This is a genomic window from Rhizobium sp. HT1-10, from assembly GCF_049472505.1.
Classification (GTDB): domain Bacteria; phylum Pseudomonadota; class Alphaproteobacteria; order Rhizobiales; family Rhizobiaceae; genus Rhizobium.
In genome coordinates this window covers 60,407-85,613 of record NZ_JBCEBQ010000013.1, presented here as the reverse complement: position 1 = coordinate 85,613, position 25,207 = coordinate 60,407, and the positions used below count along the sequence as shown (strand labels likewise).

The 25,207-nt window shown below is 59.9% G+C and carries 22 protein-coding genes and 1 pseudogene; 8 read left to right on the top strand and 15 right to left on the bottom strand.

From position 1 onward, the window contains the following. Nucleotides 1-213, top strand: a 213-nt coding sequence (locus tag VH564_RS23365; RefSeq protein ID WP_423342245.1) for an integrase core domain-containing protein, incomplete at its 5' end; no start/stop codon positions are given. A gap of 314 nt (nucleotides 214-527) precedes the next feature. On the opposite strand, the pseudogene VH564_RS23360 reads toward VH564_RS23365, so the two are convergent. The 15 genes and pseudogenes from VH564_RS23360 to tssH all read right to left on the bottom strand — a co-directional run. Then, nucleotides 528-962: pseudogene (locus VH564_RS23360) on the bottom strand (IS3 family transposase); the annotation flags it as partial. 72 nt (nucleotides 963-1,034) lie between these two features. Next, on the bottom strand, nucleotides 1,035-2,021 hold the full coding sequence (locus tag VH564_RS23355) for a type VI immunity family protein (RefSeq protein ID WP_423342244.1): 987 nt from the start codon (nucleotides 2,019-2,021) through the stop codon (nucleotides 1,035-1,037). Nucleotides 2,022-2,506: 485 nt separating this feature from the next. Beyond that, the gene (locus VH564_RS23350) at nucleotides 2,507-3,487 is read right to left on the bottom strand and encodes a type VI immunity family protein (protein ID WP_423342243.1); all 981 of its coding nucleotides are present in this window, start codon (nucleotides 3,485-3,487) and stop codon (nucleotides 2,507-2,509) included. Nucleotides 3,488-3,498: 11 nt separating this feature from the next. Beyond that, nucleotides 3,499-4,476, bottom strand: coding sequence for a PAAR-like domain-containing protein (locus VH564_RS23345; protein ID WP_423342242.1), 978 nt, complete (start codon nucleotides 4,474-4,476; stop codon nucleotides 3,499-3,501). Further along, the gene (locus VH564_RS23340) at nucleotides 4,473-5,522 is read right to left on the bottom strand and encodes a hypothetical protein (protein ID WP_423342241.1); all 1,050 of its coding nucleotides are present in this window, start codon (nucleotides 5,520-5,522) and stop codon (nucleotides 4,473-4,475) included. The genes VH564_RS23345 and VH564_RS23340 overlap by 4 nt, the downstream gene beginning before the upstream one ends. Continuing rightward, entirely contained in the window at nucleotides 5,519-6,487 is a 969-nt protein-coding gene (locus VH564_RS23335; RefSeq protein ID WP_423342240.1) for a DUF2169 family type VI secretion system accessory protein, read from the bottom strand. Before VH564_RS23335 ends, VH564_RS23340 begins: the two co-directional genes overlap by 4 nt. Nucleotides 6,488-6,545: 58 nt before the next feature. Further along, entirely contained in the window at nucleotides 6,546-6,797 is a 252-nt protein-coding gene (locus tag VH564_RS23330) for a hypothetical protein (protein WP_423342239.1), read from the bottom strand. 34 nt (nucleotides 6,798-6,831) lie between these two features. Continuing rightward, entirely contained in the window at nucleotides 6,832-7,875 is a 1,044-nt protein-coding gene (locus VH564_RS23325; RefSeq protein WP_423342238.1) for a hypothetical protein, read from the bottom strand. A gap of 119 nt (nucleotides 7,876-7,994) precedes the next feature. Beyond that, complete coding sequence (locus VH564_RS23320; RefSeq protein ID WP_423342237.1) at nucleotides 7,995-9,263, bottom strand: hypothetical protein; 1,269 nt, start codon at nucleotides 9,261-9,263, stop codon at nucleotides 7,995-7,997. A 5-nt stretch (nucleotides 9,264-9,268) separates the two neighbouring features. Then, nucleotides 9,269-11,383, bottom strand: coding sequence for a type VI secretion system tip protein TssI/VgrG (gene tssI, locus VH564_RS23315; RefSeq protein ID WP_423342236.1), 2,115 nt, complete (start codon nucleotides 11,381-11,383; stop codon nucleotides 9,269-9,271). 17 nt (nucleotides 11,384-11,400) lie between these two features. Further along, nucleotides 11,401-12,081 carry a contact-dependent growth inhibition system immunity protein gene (locus tag VH564_RS23310; RefSeq protein ID WP_423342235.1) on the bottom strand — a complete coding sequence of 227 codons (681 nt, stop codon included), beginning with the start codon at nucleotides 12,079-12,081 and terminating at the stop codon, nucleotides 11,401-11,403. Further along, nucleotides 12,081-13,031: an RNase A-like domain-containing protein gene (locus tag VH564_RS23305; protein WP_423342234.1), complete on the bottom strand. Its 951-nt coding sequence runs from the start codon at nucleotides 13,029-13,031 to the stop codon at nucleotides 12,081-12,083. Before VH564_RS23305 ends, VH564_RS23310 begins: the two co-directional genes overlap by 1 nt. A 37-nt stretch (nucleotides 13,032-13,068) precedes the next feature. Next, nucleotides 13,069-13,662: a hypothetical protein gene (locus tag VH564_RS23300; protein ID WP_423342233.1), complete on the bottom strand. Its 594-nt coding sequence runs from the start codon at nucleotides 13,660-13,662 to the stop codon at nucleotides 13,069-13,071. A gap of 84 nt (nucleotides 13,663-13,746) precedes the next feature. After that, nucleotides 13,747-14,223, bottom strand: a complete 477-nt coding sequence (locus tag VH564_RS23295) for an Hcp family type VI secretion system effector (RefSeq protein ID WP_423342232.1) — start codon at nucleotides 14,221-14,223, stop codon at nucleotides 13,747-13,749. A gap of 29 nt (nucleotides 14,224-14,252) precedes the next feature. After that, the gene (tssH, locus tag VH564_RS23290; RefSeq protein ID WP_423342231.1) at nucleotides 14,253-17,036 is read right to left on the bottom strand and encodes a type VI secretion system ATPase TssH; all 2,784 of its coding nucleotides are present in this window, start codon (nucleotides 17,034-17,036) and stop codon (nucleotides 14,253-14,255) included. A gap of 266 nt (nucleotides 17,037-17,302) precedes the next feature. Between tssH and tssA the strand changes: the two genes are divergently transcribed. The 7 genes from tssA to tssF all read left to right on the top strand — a co-directional run bounded on the left by tssA (nucleotide 17,303) and on the right by tssF (nucleotide 25,200). Continuing rightward, entirely contained in the window at nucleotides 17,303-18,355 is a 1,053-nt protein-coding gene (tssA, locus tag VH564_RS23285; protein WP_423342248.1) for a type VI secretion system protein TssA, read from the top strand. Between the two features lie 87 nt (nucleotides 18,356-18,442). Continuing rightward, the gene (gene tssB / locus VH564_RS23280; RefSeq protein WP_423342230.1) at nucleotides 18,443-18,967 is read left to right on the top strand and encodes a type VI secretion system contractile sheath small subunit; all 525 of its coding nucleotides are present in this window, start codon (nucleotides 18,443-18,445) and stop codon (nucleotides 18,965-18,967) included. Between the two features lie 116 nt (nucleotides 18,968-19,083). Further along, nucleotides 19,084-20,565, top strand: a complete 1,482-nt coding sequence (gene tssC, locus VH564_RS23275) for a type VI secretion system contractile sheath large subunit (RefSeq protein ID WP_423342229.1) — start codon at nucleotides 19,084-19,086, stop codon at nucleotides 20,563-20,565. 134 nt (nucleotides 20,566-20,699) lie between these two features. Beyond that, nucleotides 20,700-22,085, top strand: coding sequence for a type VI secretion system contractile sheath large subunit (gene tssC / locus VH564_RS23270; protein WP_423342228.1), 1,386 nt, complete (start codon nucleotides 20,700-20,702; stop codon nucleotides 22,083-22,085). Next, a complete protein-coding gene (locus tag VH564_RS23265) occupies nucleotides 22,082-22,924 on the top strand; it encodes a type VI secretion system accessory protein TagJ (RefSeq protein WP_423342227.1) in 843 nt (280 codons plus the stop codon). Before tssC (VH564_RS23270) ends, VH564_RS23265 begins: the two co-directional genes overlap by 4 nt. Continuing rightward, nucleotides 22,917-23,426: a type VI secretion system baseplate subunit TssE gene (gene tssE / locus VH564_RS23260; RefSeq protein ID WP_423342226.1), complete on the top strand. Its 510-nt coding sequence runs from the start codon at nucleotides 22,917-22,919 to the stop codon at nucleotides 23,424-23,426. The genes VH564_RS23265 and tssE overlap by 8 nt, the downstream gene beginning before the upstream one ends. Further along, nucleotides 23,419-25,200, top strand: coding sequence for a type VI secretion system baseplate subunit TssF (tssF, locus tag VH564_RS23255; RefSeq protein WP_423342225.1), 1,782 nt, complete (start codon nucleotides 23,419-23,421; stop codon nucleotides 25,198-25,200). Before tssE ends, tssF begins: the two co-directional genes overlap by 8 nt. Nucleotides 25,201-25,207: the final 7 nt, after the last annotated feature.

Genomic DNA, 25,207 nt, shown 5'->3' with positions numbered 1-25,207 from the left:
GCCCGGTCTGCACTTTCAAACTGGCGTAGCGATTACAACGATCAACGCCCGCATTCAGGCCTTGGCTGGCTGACACCGGCCGAATTCGCTCGGACACTCAACCCGCGACGTGATGCGGTGCTGCGCAGCCGAAATGGCTCCGCACCGCAACCCGCCGCTACCGACCCAACAACAGAAACCAAAAACCGCTGGAGCGAACTCAAAACTGGATAAAACTTGGGGGCAAGGTCATCGTAAACCTCATTTTGATCCCCGTGGTAACGATCCTTTGGCAATTTATTCTCACCGAAACTATTATTATCGTGATCGGTATAGTCGGGCATCCTCGTTCCCTTAGGTCCTCCTCTAAGCTGGTTCCCCCCATCGTCGAGTCGGTATGTCCACCTTCCGTCTTCTGACCTGCCACTGAAGTTTCATCCGGCTGCGATTAGAGCCTCGGCGGTTTTTGATACGCCAAATGGCGCGATGGGTGTCAATCGGCGCGGAAAGTTGACCCCATGGGGGTGCGGATAAAAAGTTGGACTGTTTTATAATATCAGGCCGAGACTTTTACGATATTCGACCGGGCTGAGTGAGCCCAGCGATATCTTGATGCGCTTCTCATTGTACCAGCAGATATAGGCATCCACCTCGCCGACGAACTGTTCGATGGTCATGGCCTTCCAGTCCCGGGGATAGAAGAGTTCGGTTTTCAACCGGCCGAAGAAGCCTTCGCACGCGGCATTGTCTTGCGAGCAACCCTTTCTGGACATCGAGCGAACCAGTTTCGCTTCGCTGATCCGGGTTAGCCAGCCTGGCCAGCGATAATGAGCTCCGCGATCGGAATGAACGATTGGCCGCTCTTCCACTTCGGTCACGGTCACAATGGCGGCATCCAGCATGGTGTTGACCAGCCCTGCATCGGGTTGCGTTCCAATCGACCAACTGATGACCATGCCGTCGAAGCAGTCGATGATAGGCGAATCTCAGACGTGAAATGCATTTTGTCCATGACTTACGAAAAAGGTCATTTTTGGACTTCATATCTGCACCCGTCAATCGAACCGTCTGACCCACTTGATCGTCTCCTCTAGGGCATCTAGAGGCTGCGGCGCATCTATCAACGGACGCTGGTGATCGTCAAAGCGGATGGACTGCATTACTCGGGAAACGCGTTGATACGCCTCCGGTATCATCCCCCTATTCACATCGCCCAGTTCGGGTCTGTCACCCGCCTGAACAACGATGCCGCCGCGATAAGGGTAAATGGGACATGAAGCCCCCAAGTCTTCTGCAAGCTTGGGTTGTCCGCCAAGTTCGCTGACCAAACCGTTGTCGATAAACGTTAACCAGTTGATGGTTCGTATAGCCCGTTTTCGCAGACGGTTCATGCGCACGTACCAGCGAGAATGTTCCGGCACGTCAAGACCGGAAAACCGTTTTGCAATCGGAAACGCAAGTAGGCGGTCGGAAAGCCCTTGCCGTCCTTCGTTAAACAGGATCGAAAGACCGGCCGTGCCGTAGGCAGGTTTGAGCTTTTCACACCAGCTGCCAATGAGCGATCGATAGCGTTCGTACCCAACCGCCTCTGGCCAGCTGGCGGGCATGTAAATACTGATGCTTGAAAACTCGCGTGTCTCGGTTTCTTCGATAGCTTCAGCGTAATAAATTGTAGGATCGTCGAGATCACCGCCGTGGGGGTACCCGAACAATGTAGCCTCGAAACCGTCATCATTCTTCACATCGTCTGTTTCTCGTACGCGATCCCTGATATAGCTGTCGTAATCGACGCCCCTCAACGTACTTAGCCCGCGTCCGTTATGAGGAATGTAGTGTGTCAGCTTGTCATTGAATATCTGTTTGTACTCGAGCATGACATCTGCCATGGCCTCGCGCATTTCGAGGCTGTTTGCCTTTTGCAACGCGAAATCGATGTAGTGCCCGAACCGCAGCATGGGAATGCCACGATCGGATGCGATGCCGACGGTGTCTAGAAAACTCCAGTCGCCGGCATCCGCTGTAAGCGCGCTTTCGTCTATCATTATTGCTTCGCCTCATTGACACTATTCGATTTGAACTGAGATTCACTGAGCGGCAGCCGTTAAAAGCGCTCCGCCACCGAGAAGCAGCAAGGGCTGCCCCGCCATAGTAGACCGCGCCACCCGTCACAACACCAGCGACCACCAAGCCCCCAGTCTTCCACGGATTTTCTTGGGCCCAGCGCATGGGATCACTCACTAGCGAGGCCGGCTCCTTCGCCGGTGAAGCAGCAGTTACCGGAGCCGGCGCGTTTCCGCCTACGCCGGAGATCGCAGGCGCGATGCGGGTGACGCCAGAGACGACTCAGCAGCCCATTACCGGCTCGTCGCCGAAGGAGTTACGGATTTGGGCACCGTCAACCCCGTTTATCTCTCCGCTGTGGGAGAACACGGTCAAGTGCCTTTGGCAAGATCGCGCGAATAGGCCACATTCGAGGAGGGTACCGGCTTGTCGGGGCCTTCTCATACGTCGGGCGGGGGAAGTGCGATCAATCGAACCGTCTAATCCAGCTCAACGTCTCTTCCAGATCGTCATATGGCTCCGGCAGGACAATCAACGCGAGCTTGTACTCTTCGAACCGAACCGGTTTCAGCGCTCTTGAAACGCGACGATAGTCGTCGAGGACGATGCCACGATTGTTATCTCCCAGCTGTGGCTCATCGCCAGCCTGAATGATCACACCGCCCTTGAAGTCGAACACCGGGCATGAGCTTCCCAGCTCCTTTTCCAGCGCTTGCTTCCCGCCAAGTCTCTCGACGATTTGATCGCACAGAATGGTAAGCCAGTTGATCGATTTGATGAAAAGACCATCGCTCCGCGCAGCCTCCACCTGAAATATGTTGGGGTCAGAGAAATCCAGGCCTGGAAATCGTTTCAGCGCGGGAATGGTGGCCACGCCTCCAGAGCTCCCGGAAAAGGCGCCATGCTCGAACAAAACACTAAAGCCAGCACTGCCGTGAACCGCATCGACTATAGAGCACCAGCGGCCAACGAGATCCCGAAAATATTCGTATCCTTTTTGAACGATGAAGGAGCACGGAAAGTAGACGCATATGCTCGAGTTTCCATGGGGGAACAGAGGCTCCGGTCCGCTGGCCGTGAAGGAAATGGTTAGAGCCTGGGGTTCATCGATAATCTTCTTGTCAGGATAGCCGAACACCATCGCGTCCATCGGCTCATCCGGCGACAGCGTGCTCGCCTTTTCTTCATAGTAATCCAGATAGGCGTCACCATCGATTTTAGTCAACCGGTTCGCATCGACCTTGAGATAGTGGGACAGCTGCTCGGAAAACAAGGCATGGTATTCCCGCAAGATTTTGCAAAGCGCCAGACGCGTCTCTACTGCCTGGCCATTCGAAAGGTAGAGTTCGAAAGCAAATCCCACTCTTGCGACAACGAAGCCGTTGTTGAGCAGCGCGACTTCATCGAGTTCTTTTGCATGAGCGGGTGTCAAATGTTTCTCATTCATCGTTTCATCTCTCAAGGCGCTGTTGCCAAGGCCGCCGCACCGCCGGTGCCGAGAACACCGAGTGCCGCAGCCCCACATGGTTCTGCGACGGCACAGGCAACAATACCGATCGCCGCCAGTGCGCCGCCAACGCCGAGGCCAATCTTCTGACCGGTAGTCAGGCCCTCTTCCTGTGGTGCGGTAACGGGTTGGGTTTGTCTCTCTTTATCGCCGGTGCACTGGCAGTCTCGTTCGACAATGATTTCCTGAAGTTTTTTCCCGTGGGCTCGGGAGATCGCTTGGTATCGGCTCTCCTGGCCCGAACGCCACCGATCTCCCGCAAACTTCATCTCAATGAATTCAGCCGGCTGGCCTACTGCCATCTTTATCACATCCAGCCGTGACCCCGGCACTCCCATGCGCGTCATGGGGGCGCCATTCGGCTGTCGATACATGGTTCCGTCGCGTTGAAACGTGACCTCGGAATACAAACCGTTGTCCGGCGTCTTAGGCATCGCCTTGATAGCAGCATCGACACAGACCTGCTTTTCACCCTTGCAATTGCATGCCAGGCTGCAAAGGAGATCAGCAGTGGCTTTATCCGTTCCGGTCAGGCTACCCGTGAAATACCCGCCCGCCGAGATCGTGTTACCCTTGTTCAGCAGCATACGGTCCGTCAGACGCGTGACGTTGCGGCCTTCCATGAAGACGTTCGGCGACCATGACAGGAACGTGGCGCGGTGCAGGTTTACGCCGGAGATCACTCCGCCACCCACCCCCGGTTCGTCGCCAAAGGAGCGATAGAATTCCGAACCTTTGACTCCGTTCATCGCTCCGCCGTGGGAAAAGACGGTCACTGTGCCTTTGGCGAGATCGCGCGAATAAGCCACATTCGTATAGGGTACCGGCTTGTCGGGGCTTTTGCATACGTCTGGCAGGGTGGAGCGCACCCATCCGTCGGAATTTTTGTGGCAAAGGGTGAGCCCGTTGATCGAAACCGTCTCTCTCATACCGCCTCTCCTTGCCGGTTGAAGGACTCTAGGACCGCGACCAACCGCGGCCCCTGCCACAGGGCAGTCGAGACGATCGATACGGTTCGGATTGTGGTATCAGCTGCGTCTCCTGGTGGTTCTTCCTCGAATGCCGGGGCCAGTGCAATGGCTGCCGTGATTAGGCTGTTTGCCGCTCCGCAATCGCCGGTCTGGCCGATCGGTGTTTCGAAATCCGCCAAGAGCGCATCCGAAACGCGTGCGCCGGACAAGGCAAAGCCGATATCTTCCGACCGCCAGCGTTCACCGTTGAGATCGGCCAGGAACCGGTCGGGCACATAAGTTTCGAAGGCTCGCCGTAGCGGTTTCGCCATGCCTCGGCCGATAATGCCTTTCGGCGAGGAAAGGCTTTCTTTCTCGTAGCCGGTAAAGGCGGCTTTGATCGTCCCCAGCGCAGAGCCGATATTATGCGATCCCGTTCTTCCCACCAGGAACAACACGGCCGCCTCCCCCGGTATCAGCCCATGCGGATTTGCCCGGTGATACAGGCGGCCGCTCATGGTCAAAAGGTCCAGCAATTCGGCATCCATATGGCTGTCCAATGCGCCGACGACGAAGCTCTGGGCATCCCCGGATCCAATCTGCTTCCATGCTTTCGCGACTTCGTAGAGTGCGACCGTGTCGCCATCCGCCAGAAACTCGATGTCCTGAAACAGCGAGGAATAGGTCTCGCGGATCCAGTCCCGCAATAGGCCACTCAGTTTGTGCGGGACCAGCCATGCCGGAAGCACGAGCCGGAGTGACACTGGGCCAACACCGGTGGAATCGACGGCGAGGTCCGCAACGGCTCCGGCAAACAACCTTTGAAGCCGCAGTTCGTAGTTCCGTATCCCGTCGAACGGCATAACGCAGGAGAGGACGATCGGATTTCCGTCCGGCCCGACAGGCCCCTTGGACGACTTCAAGAAATTGCGCTGACGCGCTTTGTAGGCTCGACCGGCCACATCCAGACCCTGACCGAGCGGGCAGTTGATCCCGATGGCGATGATCCCGGCGGTGGCCGTCATGAAAGCACCCCCGCCATCTGCTTGACATGGAGGCGAGATTTCGAAACGGCCATGTCGCCCGCCTCGCAGGGGATTGCAGCGTTCCAAAGCATTTCGAGCGTCTTCTCCGTGCCGTTCACCGCAACGGAGATCAGCTTCGGGCGTACATCGATCCTTTCATGTCCTATCCAGGTCGTGCTCTCTATGATGATCTGCGGCAGGCGGAACCCGTAGTCTCCATCGGGGTGAAGGCCGAACACACGGCCCGTCTCCCCGCCTTTGAGATCGAAGATCTGGTCCTCGGGCGCGGCCTGGAAGAAATCGGCAGAAAAATCGGCCGGCAGTAGAGGTGCTTCATACTTCCGCCAGTCATCGTCATAGGTGCCTGCGTGGCCGGCACGCGGCATCCAGGCGGGCTGAAGCGGGCCGAAGCCGACAGGATCGGGAAGGGAGCCCTCGCCGATCGGACTTTCCGGATTCTCGATCCGCGGCATTTCGATCTCGGACCCGGAGGCAAGTCTTGGCCATTTCGCAGTCCAGCCTTTGCCGATCGGGTTTGCAGAATGCGCTGGCCCGTCTGGATCTAGCAGGTCAGGACCGCCCAAGCTGTGGCGCCAGCTCAGACGGCAGGAACTGAACGTTTCATAGCCGTCGAGCTTCAGTGCGCCGCCATGCATTCGGAGCCGTCTGGCCCCGAATGCCACTGCACGCTTGGAGTGGCCGGCGATCTCAAACCCGACATGGACCTTGTTGGCCGATCGTTCATCCGGCGCGGTAATCCGGCCATCCAGCAGGAAGTCCACACGCGGTCGAAACGGAGAGAAATCCGACTCGCTCACAAGTTCTTCCGCCCGGTCGTCGCTATATTCCGGGGCTAAGCGAATATCGCCCTGGTTATCGGAAATCCGGCTTAAACCGTTTTCGGCCATGGCAAACCGGGCTCGCACGGCGACCACCCAGTGCTCCAGGCCGCCCTTGTCGCGCACGAAGTAACCTAGCGCCGCAAATGGCGTACGGTTGTCAATCTCCCACATGAGCGCAGCCTCAGTTCAGATCGATCGTGGCTGCTTCGAGACTGATGTTGCGTTCGGCTGTCTGGGCAATGTTGACGCCCTGCACGGTCACCCGGCCATCCGGCCGCAATGTCAGCGACGATTTGCCGTTCCTGATCGTCATCGCCCCCGTCGCCTGATCGATCTCGATCATCGCCGCCAGCGCCATCAGCTTCGTCCAGGCATCGCCATCACCGAGTGTCTGACGCAAAGCGAACTTCATCCTGTCGGGTATCTCGTTCATGGCTTGATATCCTAACCGTCGAGTTAAAGTATGTTCAGTACAAATGGCTCAGGATTGACTGCATCACGAGATCGTAACCCGTCACGCCGCCGAGCCGGACGAAGAATTGCTCCGTCTCATCGACGTGTGGCGAGTAATGGGTCACCATCAGCACGGAATAGCGGATGCCGCCGGATGCAAAAAGGCTGACACGGATCTGTGCCTGTCCCCCGCCTTTCAGCTTGTCGACGATATAGGCGTAGGAGCGTCCCTGGTCCCCGCTGCCCAAGCCTGCCAGATCACCTTTCGTCGCAAGAACCGGATTGGCGAAAAGCTCGGCATTCTCTTCGAGCCACTGTCCGACCATCCGGTCGGCAACCGAGTCAATCGCTTCAGCGCTCGGCGGAGCCGCGCCGGCCGAAGCGGCAATCATGATGACCGACAGCGGATTGTCGGCACTGCCCTGCTGCAGTTGCAGTGTTCCCGGCAGCCCCCCGTCGAATGCGTTTGATGCGACTGAAAAAGCCGATGGGTATTCCAACTGAAGTGGGTTCTTGTCGCCGAGGGCTAGAGTCAACCGTTCGATCTGATCGGACGAAAAACCTTCCTCTGCGGCGTCGTCATAGCGGATGGATTGCATCAGCATGTTCGTCTGTTCAGCGAATTCCGTATGATACTCAGTATCGCCCTGCATAAAGAGGCAAATAACAATGTCCTGTCGGACTTGGCACAGCGAGCGGGCAACTTTCTCCACCTTGCTTTTATCCAAAGTCTGCCCTTCGGCATCCGCCAAGATCAACGAGGCATGGCTTGCGCCGCTAATGCCATAGCCCTGCTCCATCAGCAACTGCTCGCTGACGGCCGGCGCTTCCGCGGCCAAGCCCGGCCTGAAGGCCGAGACAGTCAATTCGAACTGGTCGCGATCGTCCGGCACGAACACTTTCGCCAGTACCGCGCGGCCGGGTGCTTCGATCGCTTCGGCCTTGGCCAGCGGCGTCGTGAGGGACTTGGCTTTGGCGAGGAAGGAAAGCTTGATATTCCGGCCCAGGTCCAGCGATACCCTTGCATAGCCAAGCTCTTTGGCCTCCTGATCAGTCAACGTCTTTGTCCTTCCATGTTGTTGTGTTGGTGCTACCTGTTCAGCATCTGCTTGCGGAAGAAACGATAGCACTGCAACAAGGGTGATGAGGCATCCCGTTAAAAGGTGTCTGCCGATCGCTACCATACTAGTCCAGCCTTTCCTTTGATCGATCCGCCAAGTCCCGGAGCCAACTTGACCCCGGCTTCCACCCCGGCTTTCCGATCCTTCTTCGATATGCCCCCGGATGCCTCGGCCTCGGCCGACAAGCCGACGGTTCCGCCGACCGATCCGCCAAGCATGATCCCCCAATCCCAGCCATCAATGTTTTCCAGCTGTTTGCCATAGCCGAACCAGCCCGCGGCCGTATTGACGCCGCTGACGACAACGCCATTCCAGACGCGGCGCGGCGTGATGCGGACTTCGCCACCCACTTCGCCCTCCAGCAGAACCGCCGAGGCGCCTAGAGAGCCCGAAGCCGTCGCCTCGACTTCCTTGAACTTGATTTCGCCGGAAAGCTTGGCTTTGGCATCCGCTGAAGCGACTTTGCCTTCGGCCTTGCCGGCAAGCAGGCTCTTTTTATCGCCTAGGTTGCCCTCGGCTTTCAGCATCCCAGCTTCCGCTCCGGCACTCAGTTCGCCCTTTGCGCCTCCCTTAGAAACTGTGCCCTTCGCGCTGCCTTTCGTTTCACCGTAAAAGACCCGAAGATTGCCATCCGCCGGGCCTGCCTTTCCCTCGATCTTCTTGTACTCGCTGTTTGCATCCCAGGCTGAGTACTCTCCGCTGACGCCGATATCGTCGAGCTTGGGGTACTTGGTCTCGAATTTCTTGGCGCTCTGGCTGAGCGATTCGCCGGCCGCTTGCCCGAGCGTGCGGCCGCTCTTGCCGCCGAATTTCACGCTTGGCTGATTGAGTTCAGTTTTCAGCTCCGTGCTGGCACCGAACTTCCAGGGGCTTTTTTCGTCTGCAGCCGGCGGGGTCGCACCGCCGGGCTTCTGACTCTGGATCGTCTGGTTCGGCGGTCTTTTTTCGCCTTCCTCAGCCGTCTTCTTCGCCTCGTTGGCATTGGTCAGCAGCGAATGATCCGCCTGTCCTTGCTGTGAAAGCAGAACGGTTGACCCCTCGGTGACAGTCGTCTTGCCGAGCAGCGGCCCGAGTTCGCCCTGCGGTGTCGGGGCGATCGGCGACCAGGATGCCGGACCGGTCGTCGTGCGAGGTTGAGTTGACCAAAGGCTGGCGAGATCGCCGTCGCCAACGGTTGCGGCATCGATGTCTTTCCAGTGCAGCCTTCTCAGCCATTCTTCCCGAACGGCATCGCGCTGCTGCACGGGTGGAAGCATCGGGACGCGCCACGCGTCCTGAGGAACCCTGCCGCTGGCCACGTCATCTCGCCTTTGTTCATCCGCCATGACGATCAATTCTCTTGGATCGTATCGGCTTTCATGATGATGCGCTTTGCCTGGATGACGACATCGCCCTCCTTCGACATCGAGATCATCACGTTTTCGCCGACGCGGATGGTAAACTGCTCTCCGACATTGATATTCTTGATACGCCCGACATCCTCGTCGGACCGGCCCCTGACGATCACACTCATCTTCTTGCCGACCGTCGTCTGGTGAAGATTGCCGACGACCGTCGATTTCGCGACGCCTACCACTTCAGAAGAACCAGCTAGGACGATCTCCGACTTGTTCTTCTCGACGAAGAGCTGGAAGTTGCCCTTTGCAAAATTGAACGGGTCGGGAATTCTTAGCTTCTCCATGAAATCGGAAAAGTGCCCAAACACATTGAGCGTGCGCGACAAGAGATATTCGGTGAGCTTGGTCTGACCGACAGCAATCGAGACATTTCCGGCGACCACCTCCTCGTGGTCACCGCCTGTAAAACTGGTTTTGTCATTGCCCACATGCTGGTGGCGATCGTGTTCGACACGTTCGCGGGTATCGTTGAGGACGTGGTTGTCGAGATCCTTCTGGGCGCGCAGGAAGACCTGTTCCTTGCCAGCCTCGTCCTCGAAAGACAGTTCGTTGAAGCCTGTGCCCTTATGCGTTTGGGTACGGAATGTGCTCTTCGTCTTGTTCGCCGGTAAATCATACGGCACCCCATTCGCCGGGTTCGGCACCACCCCCGTTACCAGCGGCCGGTCCGGATCGCCATCGACGAAGGCGACCATTACTTCCATCCCGATGCGGGGGATGATTTGGCCGCCCCAGGTGGAGCCGGCCCAGGATTGTGCGACGCGCACCCAGCAGGTGTCGGAGCCGTCCTTCTTGGCCCTGCGGTCCCAGGGGAACCACACCTTGATGCGGCCGTACTGGTCCGGATGGATTTCTTCGCCTTGCGGGCCGGCGACGATCGCCACCTGGGCGCCCTCGATGCGCGGACGTCTGGTCTCGCGGTGGGGGGTCATCGGCACGCGTGACGGGATGGCTTCGAAGCGGTTGGCATATTCGGGCTCGTTGGCGTTGGTCTCGTAGGAGCGGTCGACGATCTCGTAGACGGCCCGGATGATCACATGTTCTTCGTAGGCATGGTCGGGATGGGCGACCTCGTAAGGGGTGAAGCGCCGGCCGGCCTCCAGGATGCGCGAGGTGGAGGCGCCGAATACGCGGTCGTGGTCCGCCTCCGAGGACTGCATACGCAGTTTTTCGGCCCGCTCGGCCTCGGCGACGGTCGAGATCCGGGCCGGGTATTCGTAAAGCTCGCGTTTGACCGCCTCCGGCATCTGCACCAACGACGGCGTCATCGTGCCCGGCACCATGCGCGGCGTCTCAAAATTCCAGTCGGCGCCGGCCCGCTGACCGGGCACATAGGAAAAGCGCCTTGCCCAGTCGTTGATGTGGTTGCGGTCGGACGAGCCCTGCGCGAGGCGCACCTTCGTCTCGCCCCTGGCGGACGGCGACGGGCCAAGCCAGCCGGAGGCGCTGTCGGCCACGTGCAGCTTGTGCTTTCCGTCCTCGTGGGAGAACCAGTAAAATAGCCCGTCTTCCTCGAAGCGGCGGGTGAGATAGGCGAGATCGGTCTCGTTGAACTGGACCGAGTAGTGCTGTGGCGGCGGCGGTGTGACGATGCCTGAGGTATCGGGGGCGGGAATGCCGTGTTCGGCAAACAGCGTCTCGACGATGTCGACTGACGTCTTGTCCATCCAGATGCGACAATCAGAGCGTTGCGACAGAAGCCACATCTGCGGCCGCAGCACCATCGAATAGGCGCGCAAGCCTCGGGTGATCGGCGGCCCCTCGTTGAGCTCGGTGACGAGACCGTTGAAGGGACGCCTGACGGCACTGCCTTCCTCGCCGTCTCCCTGCTCGACCTCGACGGACACATCCATCAACCGGCCGATCAGATCCTCCGGCTTCACCTGCTCCTTCTTGGAACGCGCCGAGATCCGGATCTCGAATAGAGACGAAATGCCTTCGTGGATGACCGCCCGCTCCGGCAGAAGCTGGTCCACGCCGAGCGGCGAGACGATTTTTAGGATGCGGTTTGCCTGGATGAAATCGGCGGGGGATGACATGTCGTCCATGGGCTAACGTCTCTCGTTCACGCGGCGACGAAGCTGCGATAATCTTCGGGGTTAGCGGCGATGCGCTCGGCGGCCTGCTGAAACCGGTGAAAGTCTGCAAACACGCCGGCCTCCAGATCGAACCAGCGCTTGCCAAAGACCTCGGTGGCGCGGTCGCCGTAGAGGGCTTCGAATTGCTGCAACTCGCCCAGGAGCGCCTGCCTGTGTTCTGCGGGTAAAGCGCTCAGATGGATGGACAGGGCATGTGGCATGCTGTCTGCGCCGGCAAGTCCTAGCCTGCGCGCCTCGTGGCTGCGGGTCGGTAGATGGAGACAGGCACGCGCTAAGTAGCGGAGCTGCGGGAAGTCGGTCCGCAGATCCTCCTCCAGAAACTGACGGAAAGTGCCGGGTTCCTGGACGAGTGCTTCGACCATCAGGAGGAAATCGCCAGTGCTGAAGCCTGCGTCGCGCGGATCGAGATCGTCGCCGAAGGCTTGCAGGAAGGCATCGTCGAGATCGTCGGCATGTCTCTGCCGGAACCTGTCGATTTCTGCTCGGAGCATGCTTCCTTCAGCAGCCGACAGGCCGCGTGCATAAAGTGCCACGGCTTCGGGAATGGTCTCGGCCTCGAGATCCATGTCCTGATGAAAGCAGCTGCCCATCATCTCGGTTAGTCCCGGAAAAGTTCGTTCAGCGTTCATTTCGCTCTTCTCCTGCATCATGGAATGGGAAAAGACGTGAGAACGAAATAGGCCCGACCGGCATAGGTTTCGCGCATCAGCCGCACCTGCACACGGGTCATGGGCTTTATCTGCTGGGTAGATTTTAGGATGCCGCGCCCGACGTCTCGTCCGAGATCCATCTCGAGCTTCAGGACATTTCCCATGCCGGCATCCCGGGACCAGGCAATGATCCGCGCTCGGTTGGATTGCAGCGTGCGCGTCACGGCGCGTTCGGCAGTCACGAGGTCGGTGTAGGTGGAGATGGACTTGGGTGCGCGCCCGCGGCTTGCCATTTCGCTCATCCGCTCGATCAGTTCATGGTCGGTCCAGCCCACATGGCGAGCGATGGTGTGTCCGCCGACAGACGCACCTTCCTCCGCCTCCTGGCGCATCAGCGAGATCCGGCCGGCGCGGACTGCGCCGACGCGCACCGCACCCGCCATGGCCGATCCGGCAAGCGGCACCAGAATTTCAACGGCCAGCGAAATATTGTCCGCCGTCTCAGGGCTGGCGCCGAGGGATTTCGCCAGCGACGTAACGCCCTGTTCGGAGAGCGAACTCAGGTTGCGCCCACTCCAAATCTGCCGACCGCCGGTAACGCATTGGTCCAGGCCGTGCGCACCGAGCGCAAGGCCGCCCGCCTTGGTGACCATCGTCGGTTCCGGAGCCGCCAAGAGCGCGCCGGCGCCAATGAGCTCCGTTCCACATCCCAGCAATCGAAGACCGCCGATAATGCGGTTGCCGATGGTGCCTTGCGGCTCCAGCGTCTCGTTCTCCAGCACCGCCGCCAGCTGGACCGCCGACAAGGCGAGCCGCAGGCCATCCTGCTGCTCGTCGTTGGAGCCGGGCGCTACGCGGGCATTCGCCAGTGCCGTCATGGCTTCACGACCCTCGCGGCGCGCACCATTTTGTGAGCCGGGTTCGGGAGCAACGCTCGGAAGGGCCATTGGTTATCGGTCGAGGTGGTTCTCATGCTGCCGATCCTCAGCCGGTTGCAGCAAGCGAGGCTTGCGAGAAATTCCGCACGAAATTGTCGACAAGCGTGTGCCGTTCAAAATAGTGGAGCAGGTCCAGACGGTTGGTTCGCACGTTGAAATAGGCTGCGGCCATCGGACGCTCGTCCTTTTTCTGCAAGAACGTCACTGCCGGATTGCCGTAGAGAAGCCTCGTCGGCGCGGGATCTTCGCCCAGAATACGCATGAAAGGCAGGGTGACGGACTTGCGGTAGTGTTCGAGGGCCTTGGCGGTGAATATGTTCTTTTTGCCGAAGTAGCGGTTGAGAACACCGACCTTGCCGTTCGGTCGCGTGGTGATCTGCTTTCCCGCCTCTATCAGCTCGGATAACCATTCGCTTGCGCCGGGCGTCCCCTGGATCCTGCGACCCTTGAAATAGACGTCTTCCCCGGTGGTGATGGTGAATACCCGCCGTATGACCTGGAGATGGCTGGTTCCGATGACTTTGATCCCGCCGATCTTCGTGCTCGGCGCAATCATGCCGAATACGCTTTCGTCGAAGACTTCCTCGACGATCAGATTGTAGTCCGTCAATGCCACCTTATCGATGTCAGGGTTGCTCATCGGCAATCTCCTCCAAGCCAAAATCGGGTGCGTTCAGGGGCCGTCGGCGCCGGATATATCCGGCGCCGAACAGCAGGCGGAGATTTACGCGGCTTTCGTCGTGGCGAGATCGTAGGATGCGATCATCGGTGACTGCGGCGTCTGGTTCTCGTCGAACGGCGTGTACTTCACCTCCAACTTGGTGAAGTTCAGCTTGATCGTCTCGATTGGCCGGTCACCGTTGGAATCGATGGAGTAGCTGGCGATCAGCGTATTGGTGAGATTGTATTCGATATAAGTCTCGCCAGGATTGCCTGTCGTCACGAGGTGGATGACGGTCCGCTTGCCGGTGCGGCCGGAGCAGGCTTCCTGGAACAGCTTGGTGGAGGAGGAGTCGCTGACCTTGGTCAGGATGACTTCCGAAATGGTCGGCTCGGAGGCTTCACGGTTCGCTGCAGAACCAGCGGACGTGTTCATGTTGCGGGAAACATTCCAGTGGATGGCTTCGATGTCCATCCATTTACGATGCTGCTCATGTGTCGCATCACCCTGAATGCCATCGATCTGCAGATAAATCGGCATGCATAACTCTCCTATGAAATCGGTTTTGCCTATTTCGTATTAGGCGTTTTGGCCTCTCGTCTTGCTGTTCCCCGAGCGCGCTTGGCAGTTCGGGGAGTTATATCCGCCTCCCGGTTATCCTCCGGCGGGACGAATTCAGTTTGGGCGCCAGGGCCGGCGGTGATGCCGAAGCCGTTCGCCCCATACTCGATAGTGATGGCAGCGACCTTGCTACCCGCCGATACGATGTCGAGGAAGAAGGTCGACAACACCGGCATGAGGTCGCGGGCAATCATGATCTCTATGGCTCGCGCGCCCATCTCGCTCGACTTGGCACGACCGACCAGACGGTCTCGCGCCTCCTTGGAAAGCTCGAGCGACGTACCGTAAGCGAGGCGTATCCTCTGCCGGATGCGCTCGATCTGGATGTCAACGATGCCGGCCAGGGTCTCTGCCTGAAGTGGCATGAACGGCAGGATGGTGGTGCGACCGAGGAAGGCGGGCTTGAAATGCTTTTGCAGCTCCGGCAGGAGCAAAGCCTCGAGCGCCTCGCCTTCCGGCATCGTGTCCGGGTCCGTCGCCAGCGTGGCGAGCAATTCCGAGCCTGTGTTGGCGGTCATGAAAATCGTGGTGTTCTTGAAATCGATGTCGCGGCCTTCGCCGTCGCGAAGGACACCCTTGTCGAAAACCTGGTAGAAAATTTCCTGGACGCCCTGGTGCGCCTTGTCGATCTCGTCAAGCAGCAGCACTCCATAGGGCCGCCGACGCACTGCTTCCGTCAGCACGCCGCCTTCGCCATAGCCGACATAGCCGGGCGGCGAGCCGAGAAGCATGGAAATCTTGTGCTCTTCCTTGAACTCCGACATGTTGATTGTGGTCAGATGCTGCGGCCCGCCATAGAGCATGTCGGCCAGCGTCAGTGCGGTCTCGGTCTTGCCTGTGCCGGACATGCCAACCAGCAGGAACACGGCCGGCGGACGGCGGGGATCGGATAAACCAGCGCGGGCGGCGCGCATAGCAGCGGCTATCCGGTCGATGGCCGCATCCTGGCCCAGCACCCGCTCCTTCAACTTGGCGTCGAGCGATCTGATCGTCCCGGCCTGATCCGACAGAAGCTTGCCGACCGGTATGCCCGTCCACCGCGCGACGACAGCAGCCACGACATCCCTGTTGACGACCCGGGGCACGAGCGGCGTTTCGCCAGCGACAACCGAAAGGCTTTGTTCGGCCGCCGTAAGCGCTGCCCTGGCTCCATCAGTCGTGAGCGGTTGATGGGGAAAAGACGCGATGTTTGCACCGCTGGCCGAAGGTTCCGCCGCGTTCATTTGCGAGACGCTGTCGTCTGCGCTGAACACCGATTCAAGCCTGTCGGCTTCCCGCGCCAGACGCATCTCCTCGTCAAGCTTCGCCTGGACCGTCTCGATTTCGGCGGCTATCGACACCGTCGTTTTCTCTATCTCTGCAATCCGCGCCGTCGTTTCGTCCGTCTGCGGCTCGTTGCGCAGCCAGTCCGCTTCCTTGCCCAGGAGGTCGCGCTCGCTGGTGAGCTGCCGCAGCGCTTCGGGCACTGTCTGCCGCGAGAGCGCGACGGCGGCGGCGGCCGTATCGATCAGGCTGATGGCCTTGTCCGGCAGTTGCCGCGACGGCATGTAGCGTGCGGAAAGGCGCACGGCTGCGACGATCGCCTCATCGCGAATACGGACATGGTGGTGCTTCTTGAGGTTCTCAGCGACGCCGCGTAGCATACGGATGGCGGTCTGCTCGTCCGGCTCCATCACCTGAACCATCTGGAAGCGACGGGTCAAGGCTGCATCTTTCTCGATATACCGCTTGTATTCGCTCCAGGTGGTCGCCGCGATCGTTCTGAGTTCACCGCGCGCCAGGGCCGGCTTCAATATGTTTGCGGCATCTCCCTGCCCTGCTTGACCTCCAGCGCCGATGAGACCGTGCGCTTCGTCGATAAACAGGATGATTGGAGCCGACGACGATTTCACGTCATCGACCACGCCGTGGAGACGCCGCTCGAATTCCCCTTTCACGCCCGCCCCGGCCTGCAGGAGGCTGAGATCAAGCAACAGGAGTTTCACATCCTTCAGTCGCTCGGGGACGTTGCCCGCCACGATTTCCAAAGCGAAAGCCTCGGCCACGGCAGTCTTGCCGACACCGGCTTCGCCCACCAGAATAGGATTGTTTTGCCGCCTACGCATCAGGATGTCGACAACTTGGCGCAATTCGCTGTCGCGGCCGATGACGGGATCGATCCGGCCTTCGCGGGCCTCTGTAGTCATGTCGCGTGTATAGAGCCGCAGGAATTCATTGCCGGCGGAAGACGCGGAGGGGGTCGACAGCATCGGCTTCGAAGCACCCGACGGGGGATGAGCGGCCTCCTCAAGAAGGCGATCGAGCTTTGCCCTGTCGAGACGACGTAAAGACGGAGCAATCCCGCGTACAACAACCCGCAATCCGGGTTCGATACTGAGAGCGGCAAGCAAATCCAGGAAAAGGACTGAGCTTCGACCGTATTGGAGAGATGCCGTCAGCCACGCTTCTCGCGCCAGCGCCAGCAGATTTTGGGAGAGGGCCAGAGAGGCCTGCTCCTCGCGGGCAATATCTGCAATCGCGGCATCGAGCTCGCCGCGCAGGGCTTCGCTCGAGACGCCAAGATCTTCAAGAAGGGCTGAATATTCAGGCACGTCCAACAGGGTGCGAAGCCAGTGGGAAACCTCCACCACCGGGTGCTGGTGACGCGCCGCAAGCGACGCACCTGTCTCAAGACCGACACGTAGGTTCTGATCGAAAGTTCTGATCAGACGACTGATATCGATATTCGACATCCAGCAAGCCCTGCCTTTTTGAGGAAGTTCTGTGGTCTTTCGAAATACAAATCGACAACTAGGGAGGCAACCCAGCCTTGTCTAGATCAAAAAAACCTTTATCTTGAAATTTGTCAATTCCTAAAGTCGTCACAAAAGTGTCGCAGTTCAACGGAGGTTGACAAAGCAAAATTGTGCACCAATTATGAAGAATTGGCATAGATTACGACAAAGTTAAGAATATCTTGAACGATTGGGGGAGTATTTTTCGCTTGAATGTGCCTAAAATTGCAGATCCACTTGATCAATACAATCCGTGCGGAGAAAACGTCCGGATAAATCCTTCTGTGCGTGGAATATACTATAGTATAAAGGATGCCAGAAACGCTGCGAGAACTGCCGAACGAGGTCTAGATCCCGGCGAGACTATTGGCGTGGCCCCTGCCTGGCAGGATGTCAACAATCTTGGATTGCAACTACTTTCTTCGAATACCAAGGACATAGAAGTATTAGCCTGGCTTGCGGAAGCTCAATTGAGGATTAAAGGTTTCGAAGGTCTAAAAGATGTTTACGCAGCAACTGCGTCGCTTTTAGACAACTACTTCGACACTATTCATTCGATTGGCGACGACGACTTGGAAGAGCGATTTGCGCCGCTGGCCGGACTTAACGGTATTGGCGGTGAAGGCACCATCATCCAGGCGATCCGGCTAACATCGTTGGTGGCGGACGGGAAATTTGGGCAGTACTCGCTTTGGGACTTTCAGCTCGGACAGCGCAATGGCCAGTCGCAGCGGCGCGATGAATTACAGCAGGCTGCCGCTGACGCCGGCGTCGAAGCGATGAAAAGCCATTTGAACTCGGTGATCGAATGCATCCAGGCCTATGATCGACTTGTCCAAATACTGGATGAACGGTGCGGCAACCAGGCGCCCCCTAGTTCGAACACGCGCAACGCGCTGCAGGAGGTGGCTGCTGCCATTCGCGCGCTCGCGGGTATCGAAGCTTCCGATGCGGAGCCGCTGGCTCCCCCTGTCGTCGCAGAAATGCGGGTGTCGGCAGCCGAGCAGCCTCCGGGGGAAACGGCTGCGGCGCGGCCACTGACGGCGGAGGCGATCCGCTCGCGCGAGCAGGCCTTCGAGATCCTGGCCGTCGTCGCACGATACTTCCGCCGCACGGAACCCCATTCGCCGATCGCTCTCTCGATCGAGACGCTGGTACGCCGGGGCCGGATGGATTTTTCCGAACTCCTCGCCGAGCTTCTGCCCGAACAGAGCTCCCGCAATGCAGTTCTGACTGCAGCCGGGATCAATCCATCAACAGACAAATCCGGAGGTTGAGGGCAAGACCGACAAACGGGCCAAGCCCGACAGCATTCTGTAACAGACTGAAATCGTGATCTGCCTATGGCAGGAAGGAGAACACCGATGGCAAGCGTGCATGAGAAACTGGAAAGGGTCCGCAAGCCCCGCGTCCACATCAAATACGAAGTCGAAACCGAAGGTGCGATGGTGGTCAAGGAACTGCCCTTCGTCGTCGGTGTGCTCGGCGACTTCTCGGGAACGCCGACGCAACCCCTTAAGCCGTTCGGCGAGCGAAAGTTCGTCCAGATCGACCGGGACAATTTCGACGATGTGATGCGCCGGATGACACCAGGCCTGACGCTCTCGGTCGAAAACACGCTGAAGAAGGACGGGACCGAGCTTCCGGTTTCGCTGAAGTTCGAAAGCATGGACGATTTCGACCCTGGCTCTATCGTCAATCAGGTCCCCGCGCTGAAAGCCCTGCTCGATGCCCGCAACGAACTGCGCGACCTGATGAGCAAGGCGGACCGGTCAGAGGAACTGGAAAGGCTGCTCGAGGACATCCTGCAGAACAAGGCTGACCTCTCCGAGCTCGTTTCCCAGCTCGGCGCCCGCAAGCCCGGTGGTGCATCGGACGCAGCCAAATGAGTGCTGGCAGCGCACGACGTCCGGTGGGCTGCCCCTATCCATCATTTTGTTCGAACAGCATTGCGCTCCAGACTGAGACGATCTGAGCCGCTGTCCCGGTAGGAAGGATTTGACCGATGAGCACTGACACCCAATTCCAGACCCCGCAACAGGCCGATCTCGTCACCGACGTTGATATTCTTGCCAAGGTCGTTGCGGCAACCCGGCAGACGGAGCCGGATCGCGCCCAGGATCTGTTGCGCACCCTGACGGACCAGGCACTGGCCGGTACCGTCACCTATGACCGCAACCTCACGATCACTCTCAACAACGCTATCGCCGAACTCGACAAGACGATTTCGGAACAGCTCGCCGCGATCATGCAGGCACCAGAATTCGTCAAGCTGGAAGGCACCTGGCGTGGGCTGCAGTATCTCGTGAAGAACAGCGAGACCAGCGTCAACCTGAAGATCAGGGTGCTGAACGCGTCCATGCGCGAGGTCAGCAAGGATCTTGCCAAGGCGGTCGAGTTCGACCAATCGCGGCTGTTCAAGTCTGTCTACGAAGACGAGTTCGGCACTCCCGGCGGCGAGCCGATGGGCGCACTGATCGGCGATTACGAGTTCGACAATTCCTTCGACGATGTGCAGCTGCTGCAAGGTATTTCGTCGATCGCGGCAGCGGCGTTTGCGCCGTTCATTTCGGCGGCAAGCCCGCGCATGTTCGGCTTTGACGACTTCCGCGAACTCGCCAAGCCGCGCGATCTCGAGAAGATCTTCGAAACCGTCGAATACGCGAAATGGCGGGGAATGCGCGACAGCGAGGACAGCCGCTTCGTCACGCTGGCCATGCCGCGCGTCCTGGCCCGCATGCCCTACGGACCGCAGACCAGCCGCATCGACGAATTTAACTATGACGAAACCGGCGGTTCCAAGAATGGCGAACTGCCGCACGAGAACTACTGCTGGATGAACGCCGCTTACGTGATGGGCACGCGGCTGACTGAAGCCTTTGCCAAGAGCGGCTGGTGCACCGCGATCCGCGGCGCCGAGAACGGCGGCAAAGTCGAAGGCCTGCCCATGCATGTCTTTGCCAGCGACGACGGCGATCTGGACCTGAAATGCCCGACCGAAGTCGGCGTTACCGACCGCCGCGACGCAGAACTCGGCAAGCTCGGCTTCCTGCCGCTCTGCCACTACAAGAACACCGACTATGCCGTGTTCTTCGGTGCCCAGACGACCCACAAGCCGAAGCTCTACGATCGTCCGGAAGCAACCGCAAATGCGGCTGTGTCGGCCCGCCTGCCCTACATGATGGCGACGTCTCGCTTCGCCCACTATCTGAAGGTGATGGGTCGCGACAAGATCGGCTCGTTCATGGAAGCGAAGGATTGCGAAGCCTGGCTGAACCGCTGGATTTCCAATTACGTCAACGCCAATGACGAAGCCGGTGAAGAATCGCGAGCGAAATACCCGTTGCGCGATGCGAAGGTCACCGTCCAGGAAATTCCCGGAAAGCCCGGCGCCTACAATGCCGTCGCCTGGATGCGCCCCTGGCTGCAGATGGAAGAGCTGACGACCTCTCTTCGAATGGTGGCACGCATTCCCTCCAAGTCCTGATGCCCTCACACGCGCGGCTTTTCCACCGCGCGTGTGCATCCAAAGACTTTGCCTTCAAATTTCACACACGCTCGAGACCGTGGGCCTTGTGGCCCCTATCCCGAGACTGTTTTGGATCTGATACCGGGATGACCATGGGTTCACGCACAGAGTGGAGGCGCCGGGCGGACCAGTTGATCGCACTGATCGACGAGGCTCTGAACCGCCAGGTGAACGCGATCCTGCACCATCCGGACTTCCAGGCCATGGAAGCCCGCTGGCGCGGGCTCGCCATGCTCGTGCGCGAATCCAGCCACAGCAGCGAGGTCAAGATCAAACTCCTCAGCTTCGGCTGGATCGAACTTGCGCGCAGCATGGAGCGTGCCTCCGATTTCGACCAAAGCCACCTGTTCGAGCTTGTCTATAACAGGGAGTTCGGCATGCCCGGCGGCGAGCCTTTCGGGCTGCTCCTCGGCGACTATCAGTTCTCGCCGACCGAGCCAGACGGCGCCGATTCCGTCAGCGCGCTCACCCAGCTCGGCATGACCGCCGCGGCGGCATTCTGCCCCTTCGTGGCCGGCGCTTCGCCCCGGGCGCTCGGCATCGAGGACTTCTCCGAGCTCAATCGCGTGCAGGATTTCTCGTGGCTCGCCAACCAGCCGACCCGGTTGCGGTGGAACAGTCTTCGCGCCCGCGACGACTCGCGCTTTCTCGGCCTAGTGGCGCCGCGCATCCTTATGCGCCCGACGCACGAGCCCTTCGCCCGCCGGCGTGACGATGGGTTTCCGTTCAGGGAAAGCATCGCCGCGGATGGCAGCTCGCTGCTGTGGGGCAACGCCGCCTTTGCCTTTGCCACCGTCGTGATCCGCAATTTCATCGAGGCAGGCTGGTTCGCCGATATCCGAGGCGTCACCCAGGATGCGGTCGATGGTGGCTTGTTAAGCGGTGCGGAACTTCCGCCCTACGACTTCGGCACCGAAAGCAACGGGCTTTCGGCCCAGCCGCCTGTGGAAATGCGGCTCACCAGCGGCCAGGAACAGCAGTTCTGCGAACTCGGCCTGATCCCCGTTGGCACCACCTATCTATCGGCCTCCGCGATCTTCAACTCGAACCAGTCGATGCACGCGCCGCCGCACTATGCTAACGAGCATGCCCGCCAGAATGCGCAGCTTGCCGCGATGCTGCAATACGTGCTCTGCGCGTCTCGCTTCGCGCATTACCTGAAGGTGATCATGCGGGACGAGATCGGGCAGTTGTCCGACGCCATTTCGATCCAGCGGAAACTCGAGGACTGGCTGACCGGCTACACGCTCGGCAACGACGATGCCGACCTGTCGCTAAGGACGCGATTTCCCCTCCGCTCGGCGGGCATCACGGTTCATGAAATTCCCGGCAAGCCCGGTACGTTCTCGTGCACCGTACGTCTGCAGCCGCATTTCCAGCTCGACGACGTTTCCACCAGTTTCCACCTCATCGCAGAAACGGCAAACACAGCGGCCGCAAAATCGCGCGCGGCCGCGCCTGAAAGGATGTCCGCATGACATTGTCCGAAAGCATTTCCCTGGCACTTGGCAGGGATGCGCTCGACGAGGCGCTTCAGGAGGCAAAGGCCCACATCAAGGCCAATCCATCCGACCAGGACGCGCGCCACCTCTACATCGACCTGCTGATTCTGGCCGGCGACTACGAGCGTGCCGACAACCAGTGCAGCCTGGCTGCCACCTTCGCACCGGAGGCGACCATGGGTTTCGTCCTCCTGCGCAACATGCTGCGGGGAATGGCGGCTCGCGATGCTTGGTTTGCCACCGGTGCAGTCCCGGAATTTCCGGGCGGCCCGAGTGAACTCGACAAGCTTGCGCTGCGCATCGGCATCGCCAGCCGGATAGCCGACAACCAGGAGACGCAAGCGATCCTCGGCGCTCTCGATGAACAACGCGGTGAGCTCGCAATGCGCTGGAACGGTAAACAGGTTTCGGATTTCCGCGATCTCGACGACCGCATGCCGCATGCCCTGGAAGTGATCATGAGCGGCGGCGGGTATCTCTGGATCGATTTCTCCAAGATCGCCGCGCTTACACTTGAGCCGATCAGCCGACCCCGCGATCTTGCCTTCCGCAGCGCCGAACTGTCGCTGGTCGACGGCGCCGTCGCATCCGTCCTCATCCCGGCGATCTACCCCGGCAGCGGCACCGACGACAGGCTGCGGCTTGGCCGCGAGACAGAATGGGTAGAGGAACCGACCGGCATCACCACCGGGCGCGGCCAGCGCTGTTTCCTGGCCGGCGACGATCTCGTCTCCTTCCACGATCTGCAGAGCCTGAAGAGGTCGCAGACTTCCATCGATAGCGACCCGACCGGGAGGCAGGTTGCCCATGGCTGACCCGCTGGAGCGCTACCGGCCGCGCGATCGCATCCTTTCCCGATCGATCCTCGACAGATTGATCGACGAGGAGCCGGATCGCCCGTTCGATCCGCCGGCAAGTACGGCCGAGCAGATCCGCACCATGCGGGAATCGATCCGCCGCGACCTGGAGGCGCTGCTCAACACGCGCCGCTGCCCGGAGGCGCCGCCTGCAGCGCTTCCGGAACTGAAGGATGCGCTGGTCAGCTATGGCGTCGACGGCATGGTCTCGGCCAATCTCGCCACCGACGAAGCCAAGCTGAAGCTTGCGCAGATGGTGGAGCGCCGCATCTCGATGTTCGAGACCCGTCTGTCAGACGTCCGCGTGACGATCCTCAAGAGCCGCACGATGACCGAGAGGGCCCTGCGGATGAGAATCCAGGCGACCTTCCGCCTGCACGAAGGCATGCCGCCGATCAGCTTCGAGTCGACCATCGATCCCTCCACGCAACGCTTCCTGGTGGAGGCTGCGAATGGCTGAGGGCTTCCTGCACCGCTACAACGACGAGCTGCTGGCGCTTCGGCGGCGGGCCTCGCGCTTTGCCGACGCCTTCCCCAAAATCGCCGGGCGCCTGCGAATGACCGGCGACGTGGCCGACGATCCGCATGTGGAGCGCCTGATCCAGAGCTTTGCCTATTCCGCCGCCCGCGTCCGTCAGAAGCTGGACGACGAATTTCCCGAACTCAGCGATGGGCTGCTCGAAACGCTCTACCCGCACTATCTGGCGCCGCTGCCATCGATGAGCATCGTGCGCTTCAAGCCGAGCGACACGCTGGCCTCGATACAGACTGTGCCGCGCCACACGGAAATCCTGGCCGAGCCGGTCGGCGGCGAGTCATGCCGTTTCCGCACGACCCAGGATGTCGAGATGGCGCCGATCGAGATGTCCGAGGCCAGCCTCAGCGGCCAGCCGATCAACGCGCCGCTGTCTCCCTACGGCGGCGCTGCGGGCTGCATCAGGCTGTCGCTGCAATCCCTCGACCCACGAAAGCCGCTGGGGGAACTGGGTCTCGGGCGGATACGCCTGCATGTCGCCTCCCCGTGGCAGCAGGCGGTGGCGATCTATGAACTGCTCTGCAACAACACGCTCGGCATTGCGCTGGCAAAACACGCGGACGATCCATCGCCGATCTTTCTGCCGGCGCGAAACCTCAAGCCGGTCGGTTTCGAGCCGCAGCAGGCAATGCTGCCCTATCCCGCGCCGAGTTTCATCGGCTACCGTCTCATGACCGAATTTTTCGCATTGCCGCAGAAGTTCCTGTTCGTCGATATCGAAGGGCTCGACGCCTGGAGCGGCGGACCGCTCGAGATTTTCATCTATCTCAAGGAAACGGATGCGAAACTGGAGCGGGCGCTGTCTGCCCGCGACTTCGCGCTGCATGCGGCACCGGCCGTCAATCTTTTCCGGCAGACCTGCGAACCGATCTCCGTCGATGGCACCCGCACCGAATACCGGCTTCTGCCGGATGCGCGCCGTCAGAAGACACGGGAAATCTACGCGATCGACCGGGTACTTCTGACAGGCCCACGGGGAGAAGAGGAGTTTTGCCAGCCCTTCTTCGGTCGCTCGCAAAGGGCAGGCAGCAGCGAGTCCTATTGGCAGTCCTATCGCCGTTTCGACGAGGATGACGGAACGAGCGACATGGACATCGCCTTCGTCAACCGTGATCGCCATGCGGCCGGCAGGATCGATGCCGTGGCGAGCATCGATGCGCTTTGCATCAACCGCGACCTTCCGGAACAGCTGCCCTTCGGTGGCGGCCATCCCTTCCTGCAACTGGCCTCCGGGCATGAGGCGGTCGCGGGTGTCGAGGCGCTGATTCCTCCGACGCCATCGGTCCGGATGAGCGACCAGGACGGCCGAAACTGGCGGCTGATGTCCCATCTCCTGCTCAACCACCTGTCGCTGTTCGACAACGAGGGAGCCGCACTCAAGGATATTCTCTCGCTCTACGCATTCCGCGACAGCCCGGAAACGAAGCAGCTCGTCGATGCGCTGATCCGGATCCGGGCGGAAACGTCGACCGCCCGGCTCGGAAGCGGCGGGATGGTGCCCGGCACCGACATATCGCTGGAATTTGACCCTGCCGCCATCGACCGCGCATCGGCTTTTTTGTTTGGCGCCGTGCTCGATCGCTTCTTCAGCCTCTATACGTCCGTCAACAGTTTCACCCGCCTGACCATTTCGATGAAGGGCCAGTCCAGACCGATCGCCAGCTGGCCGCCCCGCGCCGCCGAGCGGCCGCTTCTCTGAGAGGATC

Coding starts and splice junctions, on each gene's coding strand:
- VH564_RS23355 (WP_423342244.1), bottom strand. CDS start 2,021: ATGATAGACGAAAGCGCGCTTACAGCGGATGCCGGCGACTGGAGTTTT.
- VH564_RS23350 (WP_423342243.1), bottom strand. CDS start 3,487: ATGAATGAGAAACATTTGACACCCGCTCATGCAAAAGAACTCGATGAA.
- VH564_RS23345 (WP_423342242.1), bottom strand. CDS start 4,476: ATGAGAGAGACGGTTTCGATCAACGGGCTCACCCTTTGCCACAAAAAT.
- VH564_RS23340 (WP_423342241.1), bottom strand. CDS start 5,522: ATGACGGCCACCGCCGGGATCATCGCCATCGGGATCAACTGCCCGCTC.
- VH564_RS23330 (WP_423342239.1), bottom strand. CDS start 6,797: ATGAACGAGATACCCGACAGGATGAAGTTCGCTTTGCGTCAGACACTC.
- VH564_RS23320 (WP_423342237.1), bottom strand. CDS start 9,263: ATGGCGGATGAACAAAGGCGAGATGACGTGGCCAGCGGCAGGGTTCCT.
- tssI (WP_423342236.1), bottom strand. CDS start 11,383: ATGGACGACATGTCATCCCCCGCCGATTTCATCCAGGCAAACCGCATC.
- VH564_RS23310 (WP_423342235.1), bottom strand. CDS start 12,081: ATGCAGGAGAAGAGCGAAATGAACGCTGAACGAACTTTTCCGGGACTA.
- VH564_RS23305 (WP_423342234.1), bottom strand. CDS start 13,031: ATGGCCCTTCCGAGCGTTGCTCCCGAACCCGGCTCACAAAATGGTGCG.
- VH564_RS23300 (WP_423342233.1), bottom strand. CDS start 13,662: ATGAGCAACCCTGACATCGATAAGGTGGCATTGACGGACTACAATCTG.
- VH564_RS23295 (WP_423342232.1), bottom strand. CDS start 14,223: ATGCCGATTTATCTGCAGATCGATGGCATTCAGGGTGATGCGACACAT.
- tssH (WP_423342231.1), bottom strand. CDS start 17,036: ATGTCGAATATCGATATCAGTCGTCTGATCAGAACTTTCGATCAGAAC.
- tssB (WP_423342230.1), top strand. CDS start 18,443: ATGGCAAGCGTGCATGAGAAACTGGAAAGGGTCCGCAAGCCCCGCGTC.
- tssC (WP_423342229.1), top strand. CDS start 19,084: ATGAGCACTGACACCCAATTCCAGACCCCGCAACAGGCCGATCTCGTC.
- tssC (WP_423342228.1), top strand. CDS start 20,700: ATGGGTTCACGCACAGAGTGGAGGCGCCGGGCGGACCAGTTGATCGCA.
- VH564_RS23265 (WP_423342227.1), top strand. CDS start 22,082: ATGACATTGTCCGAAAGCATTTCCCTGGCACTTGGCAGGGATGCGCTC.
- tssE (WP_423342226.1), top strand. CDS start 22,917: ATGGCTGACCCGCTGGAGCGCTACCGGCCGCGCGATCGCATCCTTTCC.
- tssF (WP_423342225.1), top strand. CDS start 23,419: ATGGCTGAGGGCTTCCTGCACCGCTACAACGACGAGCTGCTGGCGCTT.